This is a genomic window from Vibrio ulleungensis (assembly GCF_016900875.1).
GTDB classification, from domain to species: domain Bacteria; phylum Pseudomonadota; class Gammaproteobacteria; order Enterobacterales; family Vibrionaceae; genus Vibrio; species Vibrio ulleungensis.
Map to the genome: position 1 here is coordinate 564,115 of NZ_JAFEUM010000001.1, position 20,700 is coordinate 584,814.

Annotated in this window: 16 protein-coding genes; 9 read left to right on the forward strand and 7 right to left on the reverse strand. The window is 44.8% G+C overall.

Annotated elements, in window-relative coordinates; translation table 11 throughout:
* Positions 1-20 precede the first annotated feature (20 nt).
* The 3 genes from JQC93_RS02690 (at position 21) to JQC93_RS02700 (ending at position 4,276) form a co-directional block, all read left to right on the forward strand.
* On the forward strand, positions 21-2,210 hold the full coding sequence (locus JQC93_RS02690; RefSeq protein WP_205156913.1) for a malate synthase G: 2,190 nt from the start codon (positions 21-23) through the stop codon (positions 2,208-2,210).
* A gap of 244 nt (positions 2,211-2,454) precedes the next feature.
* Complete coding sequence (locus JQC93_RS02695) at positions 2,455-2,952, forward strand: GNAT family N-acetyltransferase (RefSeq protein WP_205156914.1); 498 nt, start codon at positions 2,455-2,457, stop codon at positions 2,950-2,952.
* 133 nt (positions 2,953-3,085) lie between these two features.
* Positions 3,086-4,276 carry a potassium/proton antiporter gene (locus JQC93_RS02700; RefSeq protein ID WP_205156915.1) on the forward strand — a complete coding sequence of 397 codons (1,191 nt, stop codon included), beginning with the start codon at positions 3,086-3,088 and terminating at the stop codon, positions 4,274-4,276.
* A gap of 185 nt (positions 4,277-4,461) precedes the next feature.
* On the opposite strand, the gene JQC93_RS02705 is transcribed toward JQC93_RS02700, so the two are convergent.
* Positions 4,462-5,235 (reverse strand): RelA/SpoT domain-containing protein, encoded by a 774-nt coding sequence (locus JQC93_RS02705; protein ID WP_205156916.1) that lies wholly within the window; start codon positions 5,233-5,235, stop codon positions 4,462-4,464.
* A 489-nt stretch (positions 5,236-5,724) separates the two neighbouring features.
* On the opposite strand from JQC93_RS02705, the gene JQC93_RS02710 reads away from it, so the two are divergent.
* Positions 5,725-6,426: a VC0807 family protein gene (locus JQC93_RS02710; protein ID WP_205156917.1), complete on the forward strand. Its 702-nt coding sequence runs from the start codon at positions 5,725-5,727 to the stop codon at positions 6,424-6,426.
* A gap of 114 nt (positions 6,427-6,540) precedes the next feature.
* Here JQC93_RS02710 and JQC93_RS02715 read toward each other — a convergent pair whose 3' ends face one another.
* Genes JQC93_RS02715 through JQC93_RS02725 form a run of 3 tightly spaced genes read right to left on the reverse strand, consistent with a single transcriptional unit; the run spans position 6,541 to position 8,995 of the window.
* Complete coding sequence (locus tag JQC93_RS02715; protein WP_205156918.1) at positions 6,541-7,884, reverse strand: FUSC family protein; 1,344 nt, start codon at positions 7,882-7,884, stop codon at positions 6,541-6,543.
* Between the two features lie 17 nt (positions 7,885-7,901).
* Complete coding sequence (locus JQC93_RS02720) at positions 7,902-8,771, reverse strand: HlyD family secretion protein (RefSeq protein WP_205156919.1); 870 nt, start codon at positions 8,769-8,771, stop codon at positions 7,902-7,904.
* An 11-nt stretch (positions 8,772-8,782) separates the two neighbouring features.
* On the reverse strand, positions 8,783-8,995 hold the full coding sequence (locus tag JQC93_RS02725; protein WP_205156920.1) for a DUF1656 domain-containing protein: 213 nt from the start codon (positions 8,993-8,995) through the stop codon (positions 8,783-8,785).
* Positions 8,996-9,306: 311 nt separating this feature from the next.
* On the opposite strand from JQC93_RS02725, the gene pdxY reads away from it, so the two are divergent.
* Positions 9,307-10,164 (forward strand): pyridoxal kinase, encoded by an 858-nt coding sequence (gene pdxY, locus JQC93_RS02730; RefSeq protein WP_205156921.1) that lies wholly within the window; start codon positions 9,307-9,309, stop codon positions 10,162-10,164.
* A gap of 151 nt (positions 10,165-10,315) precedes the next feature.
* A complete protein-coding gene (locus JQC93_RS02735; protein WP_205156922.1) occupies positions 10,316-11,221 on the forward strand; it encodes a LysR family transcriptional regulator in 906 nt (301 codons plus the stop codon).
* A 22-nt stretch (positions 11,222-11,243) separates the two neighbouring features.
* On the opposite strand, the gene JQC93_RS02740 is transcribed toward JQC93_RS02735, so the two are convergent.
* The 3 genes from JQC93_RS02740 to JQC93_RS02750 all read right to left on the reverse strand — a co-directional run bounded on the left by JQC93_RS02740 (position 11,244) and on the right by JQC93_RS02750 (position 16,729).
* Positions 11,244-12,695 (reverse strand): phospholipase D-like domain-containing protein, encoded by a 1,452-nt coding sequence (locus JQC93_RS02740; protein WP_205156923.1) that lies wholly within the window; start codon positions 12,693-12,695, stop codon positions 11,244-11,246.
* Positions 12,696-12,775: 80 nt separating this feature from the next.
* The gene (locus tag JQC93_RS02745; RefSeq protein ID WP_205156924.1) at positions 12,776-14,857 is read right to left on the reverse strand and encodes a carboxylesterase family protein; all 2,082 of its coding nucleotides are present in this window, start codon (positions 14,855-14,857) and stop codon (positions 12,776-12,778) included.
* Between the two features lie 216 nt (positions 14,858-15,073).
* Positions 15,074-16,729, reverse strand: coding sequence for a hypothetical protein (locus JQC93_RS02750; RefSeq protein WP_205156925.1), 1,656 nt, complete (start codon positions 16,727-16,729; stop codon positions 15,074-15,076).
* Positions 16,730-17,105: 376 nt separating this feature from the next.
* Between JQC93_RS02750 and JQC93_RS02755 the strand changes: the two genes are divergently transcribed.
* From JQC93_RS02755 to JQC93_RS02765, 3 genes are all read left to right on the forward strand, one after another.
* Entirely contained in the window at positions 17,106-18,281 is a 1,176-nt protein-coding gene (locus tag JQC93_RS02755) for a patatin-like phospholipase family protein (protein WP_205156926.1), read from the forward strand.
* A 93-nt stretch (positions 18,282-18,374) separates the two neighbouring features.
* Positions 18,375-19,562: a BamA/TamA family outer membrane protein gene (locus tag JQC93_RS02760; RefSeq protein ID WP_236009254.1), complete on the forward strand. Its 1,188-nt coding sequence runs from the start codon at positions 18,375-18,377 to the stop codon at positions 19,560-19,562.
* Between the two features lie 423 nt (positions 19,563-19,985).
* Positions 19,986-20,444 (forward strand): methyltransferase family protein, encoded by a 459-nt coding sequence (locus tag JQC93_RS02765; RefSeq protein WP_205156927.1) that lies wholly within the window; start codon positions 19,986-19,988, stop codon positions 20,442-20,444.
* Positions 20,445-20,700 lie beyond the last annotated feature (256 nt).

Consider the following 20,700-nt stretch of genomic DNA (forward strand, 5'->3'; position numbering starts at 1 on the left):
GATTATAAAAGAGAGATTCTATGAGCAATCGAATTCAACAGGGAAGCTTGAGCATCGATAGCACCCTCTTTGACTTAGTTAATCAACATGCAATTCCTGGGACGGGCATTAATGCCGATGAGTTTTGGCAATCCTTCGAGTCAATTTTATCCGACCTTGCGCCCAAAAACCGCGCACTGCTAAACAAGCGAGATCAGCTGCAACAGCAAATCGATGAGTGGCATAAGGGCCATCAAGGCGAAGCGCTCGATACCGCGGCCTATAAACAATTTCTAACCGATATTGGCTATTTAGTGCCAGAAGGGGGCGACTTTTCAGTATCGACTGAGAACGTTGAGCCTGAAATTGCTACCCAAGCGGGTCCACAGCTTGTCGTTCCCATAATGAATGCTCGCTTTGCGCTAAACGCGGCAAATGCTCGTTGGGGCAGCCTATATGACGCTCTATACGGCACCGACGTGATCAGCGAAGAACAAGGTGCAGAGAAAGGCTCAGTATTTAACCCTGTTCGCGGTGAGAAAGTGGTCGCGTACGCAAGGGCATTTCTCGACGAAGCTGCGCCACTTAATGGGGCATCACATAAAGAGGTTGTGGGATACAGCATTGGCGGCGTAAAAGCAGGACGCGCTCTTACGGCGACATTAGAAAATGATGAAGAAGTCGTATTGATAGATAGTGAGCAATTTGTGGGCTATCAGGGCGAGCCAGATTCTCCTAGCGCTATATTGCTTAAGCACAATAATTTACACATCGAAATTCAGATTGACCCTAATACTCCAATAGGCCGAGTAGACCGCGCTGGGATCAAAGATGTCCTAATGGAAGCCGCGCTTACCACTATTATGGATTGCGAAGATTCGGTCGCTGCAGTAGATGGTGAAGATAAAGCCTTAGCCTATAAAAACTGGCTGGGCTTAATGAAAGGGGATCTGCAAGAACGTCTTGAGAAAAACGGAAAAACGCTAACCCGTTCGCTCAACCCAGATAGGCAATACACCAGCGTTCAGGGCGGTGAACTCGCTTTGAAAGGTCGCAGTATGCTGTTTATTCGTAATGTAGGGCATCTAATGACTAACCCTGCAATAGTCGACGGTAACGGCGATGAAGTCCCTGAAGGTATAATGGATGCAATGATCACTTCTTTAATTGCTATGCATGATTTGAAGGGTAACAGTCCGTACCAGAACTCGACGGCCGCGAGCATCAATATTGTAAAACCCAAAATGCACGGTCCAGAAGAGGTTGCCTTTACTACGGAGCTGTTTTGCCGAGTGGAAGATGCCTTAGGTCTTCCTCGCAACACCATCAAAGTGGGGATCATGGATGAAGAGCGCCGCACATCGGTCAATCTTAAAGAGTGTATTCGCGCAGCCAAAGAACGAGTTGTCTTCATCAACACTGGATTTTTAGACAGAACCGGAGATGAAATTCATACCAGTATGGAAGCCGGTCCTTTCGCACCAAAAGCGCAATTGAAAACCATGACATGGATCGGCGCTTATGAAGATCAAAACGTGGATTTGGGGCTTGCGTGTGGCCTTCAAGGCAAAGCGCAAATTGGTAAAGGTATGTGGCCAGAGCCCGACAATATGGCGAAGATGATGCAAGCCAAAATTGCTCACCCTCAAGCGGGTGCCAATACGGCATGGGTACCTTCGCCGACGGCTGCGACGCTACATGCATTGCATTACCACCAAGTGAGCGTACCAAGTCGCCAAAAAGAGCTGAGCCAAAGGCTTCGTGCCAATGTCGATGACATCCTAACCATACCTCTGCTAGGGGACCAAACACTCACCGACAGTGAAATCCAAAATGAGCTCGATAATAACGCTCAAGGGATTTTGGGGTACGTTGTTCGTTGGATTGACCAGGGAGTGGGATGTTCTAAAGTGCCTGACATCAACGATGTAGGCTTAATGGAAGACAGAGCAACATTGCGTATTTCTAGTCAACATTTAGCAAATTGGATCCATCACGGGATCTGCAGCAAAGAGCAGGTGATGGCCAGCATGCAACGTATGGCCAAAGTGGTGGATGGGCAAAACGCTGGGGATCCTAACTATCGAGCCATGTCGCCTAACTTTGAGCAAAGTATTGCGTTTAGCGCAGCCTGCGAACTTGTGTTTGAAGGATGTGCGCAACCAAGTGGTTACACCGAACCTGTATTACACGCCATGCGTCTGAAGCTAAAGGCGACAGAGCAGGTATAACGGTTTTTTGTGCTACGTCCATGCGTGGCACTTTTTACAAAACTGCCCAAGTTTATAGCGTCTTCGGACGCTTTTTTTTGTTTAAAATTAGGCGCTAGAAGTGTTTAGATTCACCACCTGTTCAGAGGGTAGTGCCGAATACGATAAAATCGATTATCCTAAGGACTCAATCGTTAGGTAAATAACGCTATCTCTTAAGGTATCTCTCAACAGTGTCTCTATGGGTAGTGTTTCAAGAGGGAATATGGACATTATTTTCGAAAGAGTCTCGGAGCCAAGTCAAGTCGACACTGTTGTCGAACTCGCTAATATCATCTGGACCGAGCACTACACCCCCATCATTGGTGCTAAGCAAGTCAGTTATATGCTGGCTAACATCCATTCTCAGGCAACCGTTCAACAAGAAATACAAGACGACAATAATCATTACTATCTCATTAAGCTCAACGAGCAATCCATAGGATATATAGGCATTAAGCTACAAGCTAATCAATTGTTCTTGAGTAAAATTTATGTGTTGTCTAGTCAGCGGGGGGCCGGCATAGGTGGACGTGCGGTGGACTTCATTAAACAATTAGCTCACGCTCATCAGCTAGACACCATTTTCCTCACTGTGAATAAATACAACGAACACTCCATCGCGGCTTACAAGCGCATTGGCTTTAAGGTGATCGAAGAGATTGTCGCTGATATTGGCGCTGGCTATGTTATGGACGACTATAAGATGGAGCTTCAACTTTAGAGTCTAATGTCCGCAAAATCTGCACCTTAGGGAATTGAAACAGAAAGAATTGACACGAATTTCATCCTCTGTGTCGGCGGAGGATGTACAATTAACGGTGTCAGTTAGAACTTCACGAAATAAAGGAGATTAGATGTCATACCAATTGGTACTGATAGGAATTGCCGCGCTAGTCGGTGTCGGTATTTTATTGCACCACCCATCGCGCACGTTGGGCATCCCATCGCTGCTTATTTTTATGGGTGTGGGTTTATCAATTGGTAATGGTGAGTTTAATTTCGTCTATGACGACCTCGCCCTGACATCGTTAGTGGGCACTATTGCGCTAAACATTATTGTTTTTGTCGGTGGACTTAATACGCCCATGAGTAACGTCCGCGTCGCGTTCAAAGAAGGTGGCGTGTTGTCGACGCTAGGAGTGCTCCTCACCACAGGTATTTTAGCGGTGCTAGTGTCGACTCTTATGGGTTATCCACTACTATATTGTTTGCTCTTTGCCGCCATTGTTTCGTCGACGGACGCCGCTGCGGTGTTTTCCATACTGCAATCCAAAAAATTAAAACTCAAAGAGCAAACCGACACAATTTTAGAGTTTGAATCGGCAACCAATGACCCAGTAGCATTGATACTGGTGGTGCTACTCACTCAAGTGGCACTAACAAGTGGTACCAGTATGGCCGCTATGGATATCGGCATCGATCTAGTCGTGCAAATATCTGTTGCGCTGCTTATTGCTGGAGGTGTGGGCTGGCTTAGCGTATGGCTGCTTAACCATATTAAATTAGAAGAGTACGGGCTGATCCCAGTATTTCTATTGTGCGGATTTATCTTAGCGACCTACGGCGCTGAGTTTTTAGGTGGCAACATTTTACTCGCCTCTTATGTCTTTGGCGTGGTTGTCGGCAACGGTGTGAAGCGAGGCCGTGAGGTCAGTAAGCACTTTTTCAACAGCGTTTCTTGGCTTGCTCAAGCTCTGATGTTTATTGTGCTTGGTCTGCAAATTTTCCCGCAACAGTTATATAGCGTGTTTTGGTCATCGCTGGTCCCTGCATTATTGTTGGTATTTGTCGCGCGGCCTCTCGCAGTGCAGCTGTGCTATTTATTGTTCCCAAGCGCCAGTTGGAGAAAGCGACTGTTTGTTTCTGCGATTGGTTTAAAAGGTGCAACCCCGATAGTCTTTGCGTTAATACCCGCTGCAGCCGGAGTTCCTCATTCGATGACTATCGTCAATATGGTATTTTTTGTCGTTTTGATCTCGGTGTTTATTCAAGGCGGCGCCATTGAGCCACTGGCTAAAAAACTGCGTTTGAATGAATCCAATTAGACGTTACTCTCGTTAATACTTTGGAGTAGCCAAAGTCATATACCTGAACGATATTTATGAAAAAGGCGCGATGATGATTCATCGCGCCTTTTTACTGCTCATTGGTTACTGCTTATTGGTATTGGTCACTGAAGCATCTAGTTTCAAGCGTCATCTATTCGCCATATTAGCTCATAGGTATGCGCTTAGGCGGCTTCAATGTTGGTGGTTACATAAGGTACCCACGCATTTTGATAGAGATTTTTGGAGATACTGCGAAATCGTTTTAATTGGGCTAGCTCCATATCGTTATAGCTTCTGTTTTCACTCGCCGCTAGGCGCTCTATACGCTGAACCTGCTCATAAATATCGTGCTCTGGTCCATTTTTAACCTCTGCAATGTCCTTTAAATGAAGCTGTACTTCAGCAATGATGTTGGTTTTGGGCAGTTGCACCAGCACATTCAAATCGCGATAACCAGAAGCGGTTGGTTTCTTAAAACGATTTTTGACTTTTACGATGGTCGCTTCACGCTCTAAGACTTCGAATACATTAACCAGACTAGGGATGTCGTTCGCGACAATGGTGGCTCTAGCCAGATCGGTGATGCGTTCTGCTTTACCATCTAATTCGTATTGGACCTTTTGTTTCGCTCGTTCTGAGGATTTCGCTCCTGCAAAATACGCGTTGGACGAAGTGAGTAATGCGGTACTTTTACATAATGTTTCGAGCTCAGCTTGGGCCTGATGTGCTTTGCTGTAAAGCATGTCGAAATCGGTATAAGGTTGAAGTGGGGTAACGTTGTGGTTAGGGATACCATAAAGTCCGCTCAAGCTGCGCTTGAATCGTGTGGCACATACCTGACCTTGACTGTTTGTTCGAGCATTGTCGGCGTTTGGAGCACTTGGTAGCGCGGCAAATGCCGGTACCCGCGTTAGCACTAGTAAAGATAGGGCTGCAGCACGTAAGAATAAGCTCATTCGCTCTCCTATTTCATATTGACTCAAAAACGGTAACGTAAAAAGGTGCGTTAAGACAAAATAGGTGCATTTAAGAGATGGGGTCGTAGGAAGTAATTACAATGTATGAAAGCCCATTTGCTCTATTAGTGTGATTTAAGTCTCAATAATATTCCTATAGTATCGAATCAATTTCGATAATTAACATCGTCTTTGTGACGCTCTAACAGCGGTTACCAGCGTCAGTGCACTCTTAGACGTTATCACTATCAAATGCAGGTAAAGTCGGCAGTACGTCAATAAATTGCTCAGAGTTGTATCAAACTGCTACAAGTGCAAAGCAGAAATAAGCGGGACGAGGGGAGTCGCGAGCAAAGTGAATTTTTCCTTTATCGTGACGCTTGCAACTGTTTGAGACAGATGGCGCGGTTTATTTACTTTACAACCGTGACCAAGCAAGGAACAATCACCCACTAATAAATTAATGTATCGCATTCACTGCACGTAACCATGACAGATAACACCACTAAAACTTCAAATCCACTTTTTGAAATCATCTTTAACGTTTTGATCCCTTCTTTAATCTTAATGAAACTGAGCGGGGAAGAGCACTTAGGTATTGTGCTTTCACTGATCGTGGCGTTGGCATTTCCTGTCGCTTATGGTGGTTTGGAGTTGGTTCGCAACAAAAAAGTGAATTTCATTGCGGTACTGGGTTTTGTCAGTGTACTTCTGACTGGCGGGATCGGCTTACTCGAACTCGATACCAAATGGTTAGCGCTTAAAGAAGCATTAATTCCAGGCATTATTGGCGTTGCCGTTCTTGCCTCAACGTTTACAAGCAAGCCTCTGGTTCAGCGATTTATTTTTAATGACACCATCTTGAACATCGCATTGATCGAAGAGAAACTTAAATTAAACGGGACAAAGCAAGCATTTGAACGCAGCTTAATGAACTCTAACTACTTGTTTGCAAGTACGTTTGGCTTTTCATCGGTGATGAACTACATCTTGGCAACTTATATCGTTACAAGTCCTGCTGGGACTGCGGCCTTCAATGAAGAGTTGGGTAAGTTAACGCTATACAGTTACCCTGTAATCGCCATTCCAAGCACACTAATGATGATGGGCATTTTTTATTACATGTGGCGTCAAATTCGCACAATGACCTCGCTTGAGACAGAGCAAATTTTTCATCAGACAGGCAAGTAGCCTAGTTGCCTATAGCGGGCTATTTATCCTGCAATGTCTACAGAATTATAAAGCGAGCCCTATTTTATAGGTTCGCTTTTTTTATTGCGTCAATTGGCTGCACAGAGGTTGAGATTAGCGGTGAGGTGCAGGATTAAAAATGTCGGTGAATATCTTAGCAATCATTAGCATCATCAAAATATTCACCATCATAAACAGAGGCATTTCAATGCTATACACGGGTGTGAGATTTAAAGCGCCAGAAGTTAAAACTACCAGCAGATTTATGCCCAAGATTCTATGTATCATCAGTGGCGGACTCGAGAACAGCTCCCAAATCACTAGCGTGTTTACAAAGTAGAACAAAGCTAACTGCCACAGCTCTGTAAAGTACGGCATGATAAACACGTACTCAAGTAATACAACTGAGCCTGTGCCTAGCACGCCCATTGCGGCATCTCTAATCGTTGTTGGTGGTAATGTCGGCAGTTGACTGGCCAAAATTCCCGCGAGCATCGGAAAAATAGCCCCTCCTGGAACGGGCAGATAAATCCAAATAACAATTGAGGCCAAAAACATACAGACCCCTTGCATGACTCGCTTATAGTCTTGATGCAGGTGTTGGATAAAGGTTCGTTTTTCTTGGTGCCACGACGTACTAGGATCATTTGCAACTATACCGACACCTTCAGACAACAGTGATAGTTGAGGGTGTTTGCTGTCGAACTGTTCTAAGGAGTCGAGTAGCGCGGTCCAGTTGACTTCGGAAGACTCAAGGCGCTGCTGTAACGCTCCATAGATAGCTCGCATTTCGGCGATTCTTTGTATCCAATGTTTACGATGGTGGCGTAATACATAACTTCCAGTGAGAGGCATATTGAGGATCTTTCGCAGCATCTCTATGTTCGCAATGCTTTCGTGCACACCCTCTTCGGTAAGCTGTGGTTTGTGAATGGAAGCGATGAGTTCTTCTACCGCTTCGGTGAATTTTTGCGAAAACCCTTTTTCGGTGTTAACCGGCCAAAGCAGTTGAAATATGACCGAATAGGTGACCACACCCAACATGGTTTCTTGAAAGCGCAAAATAGCGAAGTAGAACGTTGTTTCACCATCAAACTGCCCCATGCAGGAGACAATCGCGCACACCGTAAATGCCATTGAAAATATATAGCCATACTGTTCATCAGACGACATAAAAATACTGAATGCGAGCAGTAGGGTGAAAATGCTTAAAAACAGGGTTGGGTTTTGAGAAAACATACTGATAAGAATAAACGCGAAGACAGTGCCCAACAACGTCCCTATAAGTCGGTTATAGCCTTTGTTGATTGCATGGGCGAACGTTTCGTTAAGTGCCATTACACCCACAGCAATAGCCGCCCAATAAGGCTTTTCCCATTGAAACCAAATGGCCAGACACAAGGCCACAATAATGGATAGCGCGACTTTTATCGCTTCTTTTGTGGAAGAGTTCAACATGCTGATCTCTCGCTTTGTTAGGTGGGCTGCTTAATGATTTTTATTGACGCGCTCATGCCAACCCGCAGCTGTATATCCGCAGGCTTGCTGTTAAGTTTCACCTTAATTGGGATACGTTGTGCAAGGCGGATCCACTGAAAAGTTGGATTAACGTTAGGGAGTAAGTTATTGCCCGTGCTGCCGTCTTGTTTAGCAATTCCGTACCCTATGCTTTCGACTTCGCCCTCAAGAACAATACCCTGCTGGGACAATAAGGTGACAAGGGCGATGTCATTAGGCGCGACATTAACGAGGTCTGTCTCTTTGAAATACCCTTCAATCCAAAAGCTGTGCTCGTCGATGAGGGCAAAAACTGGCGAGTTGGCAACCACTTGAGAGCCGCGACGAAGGTTTAAATTGGTTACAAATCCATCTGTTGGTGCATACACTTTGGTGAACTCAACATTGAGCGTGGCTTCGTCCAAACTCGCTTGTGCGAGATCGACATTGGCTTGAGCTGTGTCGACTGCATTGCGCAGATTATTCAGCGTTAGTTCGGCCAGCGCGCCAGAGGTACGTTGCTCCAAATTAAACGCACGAGTGGCTTCATTTTTGGCTTTGTCTAATAGTGCCTTTGCTTGGTTAAGTGAAGCTTGCATCTTGTTGCGGGTGGTGACGTATAGACTCGGGTCAATCTCAAACAGTAAATCACCCGCTTTCACATGAGAATTGTCAGATACGTGAATTTTGGTTACTGGTCCGGTTACGCGCGGCGCAATGGATATTATCTCAGCGCTAACTTGTCCGTCTCTCGTCCATGGAGAGTTAACGTTGACTCTCTGATGAGTGTAAATCACCGAAATGGCCGCAACGACAAGGAAAAGGGTGATGAAATAGCGTTTGATCATAATGCCTTGCCTCAAACTATAGTGATGAATTGGCCAATGATGCCAACCAAGATGATGATTAAACTGATTTCAGCGATGGCAGGAAAACCAACGTATTTGTGAAGTCCAAACTTAGTGACAAGTATACCGACGGTTACTGTGGCCAAGTAAGCAAGCGCTACAACTAACAACAGTGGAGGAAAGTAAACTTCTCCCCAAACCATCTCGTGAGGCATTGTGTACATAGTGGAATCCTAGAGTGTTTATTTGCAGAACTATAAATGAATGACTTGCGACCTTGTTAATCCCATTTGGATGATGAGATCCGTCAAACTGAGCATCTGTTTAAATAGATAGTCGGGTTAGGTCTGTTCGAGGGGCAGAGATAGGCGTGGTGAAGTGCTGGAGGCAGACGCATCAGCATTGTAACGCATAGACCATCGTTTGAATGATGCGGTCATTCAATTGGTATTCAAACAATCTGACCTGGGTCGTTATTATTCGTTTCAAAGTGATCGATGAATGCATCACAAATGAGTAGAACACTGAGGTCGATATGAAAAGCGTACTTTCCATCCAGAGTCATGTGGTGTACGGGCATGCAGGAAACAGTAGCATGGTGTTTCCAATGCAAAGAATGGGGATTGATGTTTCCCCAATTTATACAGCGCATTACTCCAACGGCAGTCATTATGAGCAAGGGGTAGCGTGTAGCCCTATTAGCGCTGACAACATACGGCAACTTATTCATGGGTTGGACAATATTGAACAGCTTAGTCAATTTGATGCGGTCATCTCTGGCTACTTAAGTACGACCGATCAATGTCATGCAGTGGCGGAAACAGTCAATAAAGTGAAGCTGCTTAATCCGAATGCAATGTATGTCTATGAACCCGAAATGCTCGACACTGAAGGACAGTGTGATGATCTTAAAGCACGAGCAAAAGAGGGTTCTTTTAAGCTTCTAACCATAGCGGATGTGTTTGTTCCGTCTCAGTATGAGTTAGCACAATGTGTGGGGATGAAAATCAACTCCCTCTACGATGTCATTACTGCCTGCAAAAAGGTGCTAGATTACGGCCCCAAGTTGGTTTTGGTGAAGCATGTGCATACATTGTCTGATGGGCAATTTACTACTCTGCTGGCGACTCGAAAAGGGTGTTATGTGTTGCAGCGGCCGTATTTAGAGTTTGCTAAACCGCCATCAGGCGCTGGGGAGTTAACAACTGCGGTATTTACTGCCAGCTTAATCAACCAGCTTTCGCCGGTAGAAGCGTTTAAGCATGCGGCCAATGCGGTGTATGGTGTGTTGGAAGTGACGCACGAAAGCAACGCAAGAGAGCTAGAAATAATTAACGCTCAATATGAGATGGTGGAACCCACCCATAACTTTATTCCTAAACGTCTCGCGTAAAATACATAGAACGAACCTTAAACCAATCAGACTCCCTCTGATTGGTTTTTCTCGTTTCTTGGCGCTCAATAAAAGGTACACTAAATGTCAATGGCACTCTTAAAGACTGTCTGTTTAATCAACAATCAGAAATTATCGGCACGAGGTACAGATGAATTTTAGTTATGAACAGCTGCTTGCATTTGTCACCGTTTTCGACGAGCTGTCATTCAGCAAAGCCGCGGTAAAGCTCAACAAGCACCGGACAACAATCGGGCAGGTTGTCACCAACCTTGAGGACCAATTGGCCGTTACATTGTTTGAGCGTATAGGGCGCAGAGTTGAGCCAACAGAAGATGGTGTATTTCTGTATCACTATGCCAAACAAGCTATAGAGCAAGCTCGCACTTTTGATAAGGTTGCACTTAGCTTGTCTTATGGCGGTATGGAAAACGTGACTATTGCCTACCCAAGCTTTTTACCACACCAAGTGTTATTTGATATCCGTGACAGGTTGATGAAAGATTTTCCATTGATGAGAGTGAATTTCATCGTCAGAAATAAAGCGGAGATTAAGCAAGGAATATTAGATGGGTCGATAGATTTCGGTCTAACGAACATTCATGAAAGCCGCGCGATACACAGCTTTGATTCATCGTTTTTGGGCCATATTGAGTTTTTACCTTTTGTTAAAAAAGGGGGTAAGTACACCGAAATCCCTAAAGATAAGGTGGTGTCTCAATTGAGCAGAGAAAGGCAATTTGTACTACGAGTTTTTGTAGAAGAAGACCTTGGCGAAAAAATCGTCCTTAGCTCTATTCATGAAGAAATTGATCAGCTGGCAATGGTGATCAAACTTGTGAGTGAGGACTTTGGATGGGCATTTCTACCTAAATTGATCACCAAATCTGAATACGTAACACAAAATATTGAGCCGTTAGACATTGATGAAATGCGAGAGGGCTTCAAGTTTGGTATTGCACTATGGTGTCCTCACTCTAAACAAAATCGTGAGGTGAAAAAATCCATAAGAGCCGCACTTCATGATTCTATCGAAGCGATTAGAGCCAGCTTGTAGTAGGCTCTAACCGCTAGCGAAACTATAGCTCAAATTCACCGTTAAGCAGTCTAAAAAGTCCATTGGGGATCTCATGCCAACGACCATAGTTGGGGTTCCCAGTGTGCACCTTGCCTCCAGATGTCCAAATGATTTCATCATTGTCAGTCAGCGTTACCTGCCAAAACTTCTTCTGTTGTTGATGGGTAAGGTAGTTGATCACCTGCTCGGCAAACTCAGGGCTTTCGACAAACACGCCAAATTCAACGTTCAAGAAATCGGAGCGTGGATCAAAATTGGAAGAGCCAATAAAGGTGACGCGATTATCCAATACCAGTGTCTTATTGTGATAGTAAGTATTGGCGTGATAATAATGGTCGTCATTAAAGGCGTCGTCCTTGTACTCCAACATATGAACGCCCTTACCGAGCAGTGCTTTTCGGTATTTTTCGTAGTATGCCGGTACAAAGCCTGAATCATTTGAGGCAGATGAGTTAGTGATTAACGTCACCTGAGCATCATTGTTCACCAGTTGATCTATCACCCTAAAGTGCCCATCCGTTGGCAGTAGGTAAGGTGTAGAGATCACCGCCGTTTTGGCATGGTTGAGTTCACTTTCAATGGCGCGCTCTGCTCGAGTTCGAAAGTAGGGTTTGTTGGTCTCGACTTTCTCGAGAGAATCAAACACCGGACGTACACTAACGTCGACAAATTGGGGTAATGGCAATGCATCAACGCTGCGCTCGATATTTTCTATGACAGCGCTGTTTTTATGGGTTTGTTCTTCTAGTAAGCGCTCAAAGTGTTTATACGGTTTATCAGGGTTGGCTTCTATGAGTTCACTTATGTCGACAACATAACTGCTGTCCCACATATGATTAAAGTGCGCAGCGAAAGCGGTGATGATGTCACCCTTAAACAAGGTATCCATGTCAAAAAAATTGGCCTGTTTGTGGTATCCAAAATAGGCATCACCAACATTACGCCCACCGAGAATCATTCTGTTTTGGTCAACATTGAAATATTTCTCGTGAAGTCGATTGTCGAGTTGTTGCTGGTGAGAGGTAAACTCCGCTGCCCGTCCCAACCATCCAAGCTTTCTTGAATGGAAGGGGTTAAACAGTTTTATATCGATGTTAGGGTGAGTATTAAGTTCAGCTAGCCATTTGTCGTTAAACACTAATAAGTCATCTAGAGTAAGTCGAACGCGCACGCCTCGATCAGCTGCGGCTTTTACTTCGTTAAACAGTACCAACCCAAGAGTGTCTGACTCCCATGAGAAGTATGTCATGTCTATGGATGAGTTGGCTTGGCGGATCAGTGATACACGTTGTGCAAATGCGTCTTTTGCGGTTGGCAAAAGATAGGCATGACCCGAATATTGTGTTGGTACCCAGTTTTGTTCAAATTCCTTTTCGACATCTGGAAATTGTTGGGCGCAGCCAGAAACGAGCAGCGCAAACCCCAACAAAGATAAGGCTCTAAAAAGATTCATTTTGGAGATAGACCTTGCTAAATAAGTGTTACAAAGGCGAGAAAGCTGGCCTTTAAAGCTTCATGCTCAAGAACTAGAAACTAATGGATGTAGCCTAGGAGCAAGCCTATAGAGTCCAGACCCGTAAGACGGCCATTGCGCAGAACAGGATCCACACCTGGGTTGGTGGTCTTATCCCAATCGGACTGAGGGATAAACCCATCGTTAATATCAATGACCAGCACATTATCGTTTCCGTTAGAGCGATAGTATTGTGTGTCTTTAAATAGCTCTGGACTAAACCACAGGCGAGACATGCGATTCATGAGTGCTGCTTCTTTGCTTGATGGATTCATAGGTGAACCATCGAGTCTGTAAGCCTTGTTGAACACAAATGGCAGTTCAGAACCATTGCACGAGCCTAGGATACACGCGACTTCTTTAATTATGCTGCCATTACCTGCTGGTGAACCCCATACATTGAAGCTTGGTTTTACGTCGAAGTAGTAGAGTATCGCGTCTTCAGTCGCATCTTGTGTCACTTTGCGAGCAGGGCCAGTGAACAACATGTCGTTTAGCATCATTTTAAACATGCTCATGTTGGCAAGAGCACCGCCCAAATCGCTTTCGGATTCTGGGTAGTAATCAGCAAGCCTCAATAGGCGCTCGCTGCCCGTTGCGTTGGACCGACCAAAGAATAGGGTGGTGATCGCTTCATAGGCAGATTCAGGTAGCTCAATAGATTTGCTTGTGATCTCTTCTTTGTTCATTGCAGCAATCTGATGCTCTAATGCGGTAATGTTCTCTGGAGTACTCCACTGAGCTAAAGCATCTGCAAACTGGTCTAAATCGCTACTTGTAAATGATTCTTCCTCCTCGCCGCATAAGCTAGGCTCGACTTCACAGATAATCACGGGAATTAAGAATGTCAGGCTGGGTAGCATGCCAAAGGTGTTGGATTCATTGGCGTTATTGCCTAGTGCTGTTGGTACAGTGAAGCCTTTTTGTAAAGGTTGCTCGGTAAACAGCACATTGTTACTTGTCTCATTTTCGTCTTGGCCCTCTTCAATTTCAATATAAGGTGCAAATGGCATAAGATGGTGCATTGGAGTAGACGTTACGGAGTCGTCACCTATGCTGATGTTGTCGGTAAGCCATCGAACTAGAGTGTTCACAGGAGAAAGCAAGGACGCTTGACCTTCGAGTAGTGTGTCTAAGTCTGTCGAATCTGTGCTTTTTAATACTTTATCGATATTTTTTAATGGGTTACAGCCACCAACTACGGGTACACTCATATCAAATGCGGAACAGATGGAACTTCTAAAGTTTTCTGCAGCGGTATCATCTTTATACTCATACCCATAAGGGTTACTCTGCATAATCGCATTCGAAAAGTGGTAATCGCGACTGTTAGATTCACGCTCCATTTCTCCTTGTAGAATACCGACGGACATTGCTCCAGAGCCTTGCCCAACAACAGTAATGTTATTGGCATTGCCGCCAAATTGCCCGATGTGCTTGTTAACCCACTCAAGAGCGCGCATTTGGTCACCTAAACCAAAATTGCCATTAGTAGAAATATCGTCGCCTTTACCTCTATAGCTGCCTAGTAGACCCAAACGATAGTTAAAACTTACATAAACGAAACCTTTACCGTCATCATCACCTTGTGCGACCACAGTATCACCTTGGATCAGAGGTTCTGAGCCAGAGCCATATTCAAAGTCGCCGCCATGAATGAACACATACACAGGTAGTTCTTCATGTTCTAGAGTGCCTTGGGGACGCCATATATTCAGATACAAACAGTCTTCACTTGTTTGCTGAGTCGTCATTTCTTCCTGCTGGGGACAAGAGTCACCAAACTGTGTGGCATCAACGCCATCTGCGTAATCGTCAACTAGTGTGCTGTGTTCAAAACGAGCCTGTTCAGCGTATTGAATACCTTTAAAGGACTCAACGCTGGCTAACTTTTGATTTCCTTCAAGGTCACTGATCACCACAGAATCGATCATGCCCGTTACGTTCAATCCCGCGATTTGTGTTGAAAACTCAACACTGGGCCCAGGCTTAATGGGATCAGGGTAGCTTGGCAATGGTACGGTAGGATCAACTTCAGTATTGCATCCAGAAATGGTGGCAACAATTGCTAAAGCGGTAAGAGTGCGTGTAAATAAAGTCATGTTGATATCCGGTTGTAATTGGTTTTTTACCAATGAACTCATGCGTTAATCAAACAGGCCACTCCATGTACAAAGCACTTCTCTAATTTGGCGTGTTTGGTTTGTAAACTTGATGCGATAAGAGTATCTGCAGCGTAGGAAATCGGTAAATCGCTTATGACGGATCAATCCCTACACCCGCCACTGAGTGGGGTAGCTCAGCGGCGGAGAAGCAAATTAGAATCGGTACCCTAGGTTAAGCGTGACTGCTTCACGGGTTTCACCTTTGTTATATAAAAAGGTTAAGTTGTAGTGCTTGCCAATCTGCTTATTAAAACCAGCAAGGTACGCCCAGCTGTCTAAATCGACACCCACGTCATAGTCAAACTCAACGCTGTCGGTAATTACGCGGCCTTGCATGCGGTTTTTTAGCCCTTGATATTCAACACCGGCGATCAGCTGCGCACGATAATCAACCAGTTGATAGCCGAGCATTGGTTGAACCGTGATAACACCATCACCCCAATCGTCAGCGCCTTCAAGGCGAGTGAGTGAGTACGTGCCTGTTACAGAGGCGAAAAACTCTTTGTAGCCTACAGATAGAGTGGTACCCACGCCCACTAGATCGTATTCAAGGTGTAGCGGTACACCGAGTCGGCCAGCATCACACACTATTGACACGCCTTCACAAAATTTATCGCCCAAGCCTAAACCGGGCGCTTTTTCGTTCAGGGTATCCTTGATGTCTTGCCCTAGCTTTCCGGTGTAAGAGGCATCGACGTTCGCGTCGACATTCACCTTGCCAACGTAACCAAACATATTCCAAAAAGGTAAGATGTTTACGTCACCACGCAGTGATATAGACTCTGCACTCACGGTAGCAAAGGTGTCTGTTGGGTCGAAAAACTCATTGAGACGAATTCCACCAATAACAAAGTCGTTGGTAGGGACATTCATGTCTTGGTTACGGTAGGCAATAGACACACCAAAAGGCAAAGGTAAGTCGATACCTTGTTGTCTCACCATGTCACCCATTAATGGGAATACGCGATCGACTTCTACTTTTTCTTCTCTGTAGCGAGGGTCAGAGACTTCCGTTAGTAACTCTTGGTCAAGTATATCTACACCTGTTTCATCGTCATAAAACGCGACCGGCTTGACGGTTTCGGTGAGGGTAAGAGGCTTTTTACCCTTGCGACCTTTTATTTCGACAAGCTTCTCGCTGATGATCAATTTGCCGCTGTTTAAAGAACGAAATTCAATGTCTTGACGATAGGATTCGACATTCACTCCATCAAACTTAAAAGGCTTATTGTTGGTGATGGTCATTACTTGAGGTTGACCGTCAACGACGTCTACTTTCACACTTAAGAATCGGAAGTATGCAATGTCTTGAGGCAAACCGTACTTAGAATAATTAAAGGTAACTTCAACCAAACCATCGCCTTTATCATGGGCTTTTACACTATTAGGATCGTAACTTTGAGCCCAGTGGCGAAGTCGATATTGCAAGCGCGTGCTGTTTTCGATTTGTGAGATGACATCTTCGTCTTCATCAAGATCACTCTTGTTATATTTAATGCGCAGATCAATGTTGCCTTTAGCATCCGTATCTTTAACCAAGTACACATTGGATTGATGAAGTTTGTCACCAATGGAAAGCTCGCGGTGAATATGCTCCACAAGGTGCTCACCCTGAACCAATGAACTTACACCCAGTTTAGGTAAGTCTTCATCGATTCCATATTGAGCAAAAATAGATTGTCCTGTCGTGACAGCTTGCTGGTCTGCAAAGGCAGGCAAACTAGCGGCTGTTGCGAGAACGAGTACAGCATTCAGCGCGCAAAGTGGTGCGAGTTTGTTCTTGGTTCTACTAGAAATAAAGAGTGGCATTGTGTTCCTACTCATCGTTCCCCTAAACCTATAAGAGAGCGACATAGTCTGTTTAAACGAACACCCCATGTTCGTTTGTCAATCTCACGAATCACTCTCAAAGAACCGCCAATGTGGTTATGAATAACTCGTGTTCAGCTAATGGCGAGCAGAATACTGTGGTGTTGAGGACATCGTTAATCGCTTATGTAGGACGATACCCTACAGGGATAAATTTGGATGGAGTTGCATGGTCTCTCGCTCAGGCCGTGGATACGATCCTACAAAAGAGATTCACCGCTCATTGAATAGGCGATTACCATGAGCGCAATATCGACAATCACACACCACGGGTTGATGCAGTGGGTAGGTGTGATGAATCCTAAGGTGCAGGTAAATGAAACTACGCAATATCGTATTGCTGCTACTGATCGCCGTTACTGTTACGGCATGCAGCTCTTCTCACCCATTAGATCATCGAACGACGCAAGACAGCTATCAAGATGCAGTGATTGCTGGAGCAGAAGATTACATCGGTGAGCCCTTGCGTTTTTGGGCATCAGACCAACCGGATTTTCTGTTTGATCACACCTTGCAGCAAAGCCCATTAGTCGTCAAAGGCGATCGCCTTTCGATTCTTGCGCTATCTGGTGGCGGAGCCAAAGGCGCATTTGGTGCTGGAGTGGTTGTTGGCCTTAATGATCAAGGAAAGCTTCCTGACTATACCATCGTTACAGGGATTAGCGTTGGAGCACTGATTGCACCCTTTGTCTATGTTGGTGACTCTGAACTCGATAGGCTTCATGACGTGATGTTGCAGTTGAGTGATGAAGCAATACTGGGCAAAAAAAACGTGATGAATACGTTATTCAAAGACGCAATGTCGAGTGGTGAAAACATGTTGGACTTTCTTGCTCAAGCGTATCCAGAAGCGATGATTGACGAGGTTGCCCAGCGACATCGAGAGGGGAAGAGGCTTTTTATTGGTTCCACCCATTTCGATTCTGGAGAGTTAATGATCTGGAACCTCGGTGCCATTGCTAACAGTTCGTTAGACAACAAAGTCGCGTTATTCCATCAAGTGTTAGCGTCCAGCGCATCGATACCAGGTGTTTTTCCTCCTCAATTTATTGACGTTGTTGAAGGGCAAGAACTGCGAGAAGAGTTGCACGTAGATGGTGGATTATCTGCCCAGGTATTTTTCAATCCTTCACAGTTCGAATATCAACAACTCTCACACGCGCTAGGGTTAACGAAGTCACCTCAACTTGACGTTATCCGTAACGGCGTGTTGTCACAACCTTTTCATCCAGTGAAAGACAACGGCATCGAATTGCTGAGTAAAAGTCTGTCAAACCTCACTCTATTGCAAGCTCGAGGAGACATCTATCGAATGCAGTATTTCAGCGCCATTGATGACATCGACATGCAGTTTACCTACCTCGAGAGTGATCTGTCAGAGTACAAAAAGACCAAACAGATGTTTGATGCTGAGCACATGAAGGCAATGTACAACTACGGCTACCAAAAATCTTTTTCTAATCAATTGTGGCATCAAAGCATGCCGTTATAGATCTCCACGACCCAAGACCGCAGGAGCGCAGTTGGGGCTTTGATTGCAAGGATGCGAGATCGCGTTACTTCCACATTACACTATAGGTTTTCAATGAATATTAAAGCGCTGGCACTTATTGCCGGGTTGTCACCGTTTGTCTACTCAAATACTGCACTTGCATCGTTTTATGACGAAGTCGATGGGCGATTTGACATGGGTCATCACATCGCCGAAAACGCGACGGGCTTTTTGCCCATTCCTATACTGATCACCGAGCCCGCCGTTGGTTATGGTGGTGGTATTGCTGGTCTGTTTTTGCATGAGACAGACGAGGAGAAAAAAATTCGTAAAGAAGCCGCGCTGAAGGCAGTCGATGGTGGTGCGCGTTTGATGCCCGCTGCAATTACAGTGGCCGGCGCCGCAGGGACCGAAAATGGTACTTGGTTTGCGTTTGCCGGACATCAGCACTCTTGGCTAAAAGATAAAATCCGATACATGGGCGGCGCGGGTGTCGGCGTTGCCAATTTAGACATTTATAAGAGTTTAACACTGCCAGGTTTTGGTGGATTTGAACCCATTGATAAAACATTGGCTTTTGGGACCAAGACGGAAGGTGCCGTCATGATGCAGCAACTTCAATTTAGAGTTGGGTCGACTCCACTAATGCTAGGGGTAAAGCAAACGGCCTCCATCTCGACCATAGAGACCGAAAGTAGCCTCATTAATTATTTGCTTGAGCAAACAATAGGCACTGAGACAGTGACCTCAGGCTTAGGCTTACTGTTAGATTACGACACGCGCAATAACTACTTTTATCCTTCGGCAGGGTACAAAGTTAACGCGGAGTATATGGTCTATGACGAAGCATTAGGCAGTGACCATGATTACACTAACTTTAACCTTGAAGGCGAAGTGTATATTCCAGTTGCCGATCACTGGACCCTCGGTTTTGCAGGGAATTACCAAAAGTTTAATAGTGATGATGTTGTGGTTCAGCCAACGCTTAAACCTTATGTCGAACTTCGAGGTATCTCGGCCTATCGCTATCAGGGCGATGAAGTTCAGGTAGTACAAACCCAACTAACCTACGACATAGACTCGCGATGGAAAGTCTCTGGGTTCTATGGGATCGGTCGAGCACTGGATGACGGCGAGCAGAATCACGATGAGTTAGCCAGCGGCTATGGCGCGGGTTTTCGATATCAGATAGCCCGCCGCTACGGACTCCACATTGGTGCTGACATTGCAAAAAGTAAAGAAGAGAGTGCTTTTTACATCAGCATCGGCAGTGGTTTTTAACTCAATGAATTAACTGAGGGCTTCAATTAATAGAGGCCTTTTGTCGGAAGACAATAAAGTCTGATCGGTTTTTGCTAGCTCGGATCTGGCAGGGCATGAGCGCTAAGACGTTTATGCCCCTTTCCGAGATTTAAGTCCATTACGTAACTTGCGCGAAGCACAATTTACATGTCACTCTTTATGCAACCTCTCTACTTATGCAACCTCTCTACCCGTTAAAAGAAACAAACGACAAAATAATAAAATTTCTCTTGACCTTAGAGTAATATCCAAGGCTTATAGTTTGTTGTATTGGAATCGCATTCTATATAAACAATCACCTAAATGGCGAACTATCTACCTAATTGCAACAGAGTTATATTGAAAATGGTTCAAGAACGCCGTATAGAGTTAACTTTTTAGTATTATACTAAGGAAAAATTCATGAACTTCTTGGAGCTTAAAGTTCCCCCATTGATACAAGTATTTGTCTGCTTTCTTTTTATGCTCATGACAAGTAGCGGGACTTTAACAGAAGGAGCCTTTACCATTCGTTTTGCGCTTTGGGGGGCAATAAGCCTTACGGCTGCCGTCGTTAGTCTGTTAGGGGTGTGGGAGTTCAAGCGTCATCAAACTACAGTGAACCCTATGTTTCCAAAGTCTTCCGCTATTTTGGTACGTTCTGGAGTATTTCAATACTCAAGAAATCCAATGTATCTTGGCTTTTTACTGTTTCTTTTAGCCTTTGGAATTCTATTGGGAGATATCCAATCTCTCCTAGTCGTCCCTATATTTTTTTGCTATATGACGGTTTTCCAAATAATACCCGAAGAGAGAGCGCTCCAAGATATATTTGGTAACGAGTACAAAAAGTATCAGCGAGAAGTTAGACGTTGGCTGTAGAGGCTTGTAGTTTTGTTTCGGGAATACGCGCTGGAACGGTCAGCAATTGCTATTTGAGTGACCAAATAGTCTTTAGTTAGCGGGATAATTTCAGTAAAGAGCTCCCGCTTTAAAGTCATCAATTTACTTTCTTGCTTTAAATCGTTTTTGTCCAGCTTCGTGCTGGCGGGTAGTTCAGCGTAACGTAGATCTGACCCGTTGTGACTTATCCGCCTTGAATCCACTTCTTTAACGCGATGAACCATTATTAAAAATG

Bases quoted from the DNA above. Each gene is read 5' to 3' on its own strand.
- JQC93_RS02690 (WP_205156913.1), top strand. From the start codon at position 21: ATGAGCAATCGAATTCAACAGGGAAGCTTGAGCATCGATAGCACCCTC.
- JQC93_RS02695 (WP_205156914.1), top strand. From the start codon at position 2,455: ATGGACATTATTTTCGAAAGAGTCTCGGAGCCAAGTCAAGTCGACACT.
- JQC93_RS02700 (WP_205156915.1), top strand. From the start codon at position 3,086: ATGTCATACCAATTGGTACTGATAGGAATTGCCGCGCTAGTCGGTGTC.
- JQC93_RS02705 (WP_205156916.1), bottom strand. From the start codon at position 5,235: ATGAGCTTATTCTTACGTGCTGCAGCCCTATCTTTACTAGTGCTAACG.
- JQC93_RS02710 (WP_205156917.1), top strand. From the start codon at position 5,725: ATGACAGATAACACCACTAAAACTTCAAATCCACTTTTTGAAATCATC.
- JQC93_RS02715 (WP_205156918.1), bottom strand. From the start codon at position 7,884: ATGTTGAACTCTTCCACAAAAGAAGCGATAAAAGTCGCGCTATCCATT.
- JQC93_RS02720 (WP_205156919.1), bottom strand. From the start codon at position 8,771: ATGATCAAACGCTATTTCATCACCCTTTTCCTTGTCGTTGCGGCCATT.
- JQC93_RS02725 (WP_205156920.1), bottom strand. From the start codon at position 8,995: ATGTACACAATGCCTCACGAGATGGTTTGGGGAGAAGTTTACTTTCCT.
- pdxY (WP_205156921.1), top strand. From the start codon at position 9,307: ATGAAAAGCGTACTTTCCATCCAGAGTCATGTGGTGTACGGGCATGCA.
- JQC93_RS02735 (WP_205156922.1), top strand. From the start codon at position 10,316: ATGAATTTTAGTTATGAACAGCTGCTTGCATTTGTCACCGTTTTCGAC.
- JQC93_RS02740 (WP_205156923.1), bottom strand. From the start codon at position 12,695: ATGAATCTTTTTAGAGCCTTATCTTTGTTGGGGTTTGCGCTGCTCGTT.
- JQC93_RS02745 (WP_205156924.1), bottom strand. From the start codon at position 14,857: ATGACTTTATTTACACGCACTCTTACCGCTTTAGCAATTGTTGCCACC.
- JQC93_RS02750 (WP_205156925.1), bottom strand. From the start codon at position 16,729: ATGCCACTCTTTATTTCTAGTAGAACCAAGAACAAACTCGCACCACTT.
- JQC93_RS02755 (WP_205156926.1), top strand. From the start codon at position 17,106: ATGAAACTACGCAATATCGTATTGCTGCTACTGATCGCCGTTACTGTT.
- JQC93_RS02760 (WP_236009254.1), top strand. From the start codon at position 18,375: ATGAATATTAAAGCGCTGGCACTTATTGCCGGGTTGTCACCGTTTGTC.
- JQC93_RS02765 (WP_205156927.1), top strand. From the start codon at position 19,986: ATGAACTTCTTGGAGCTTAAAGTTCCCCCATTGATACAAGTATTTGTC.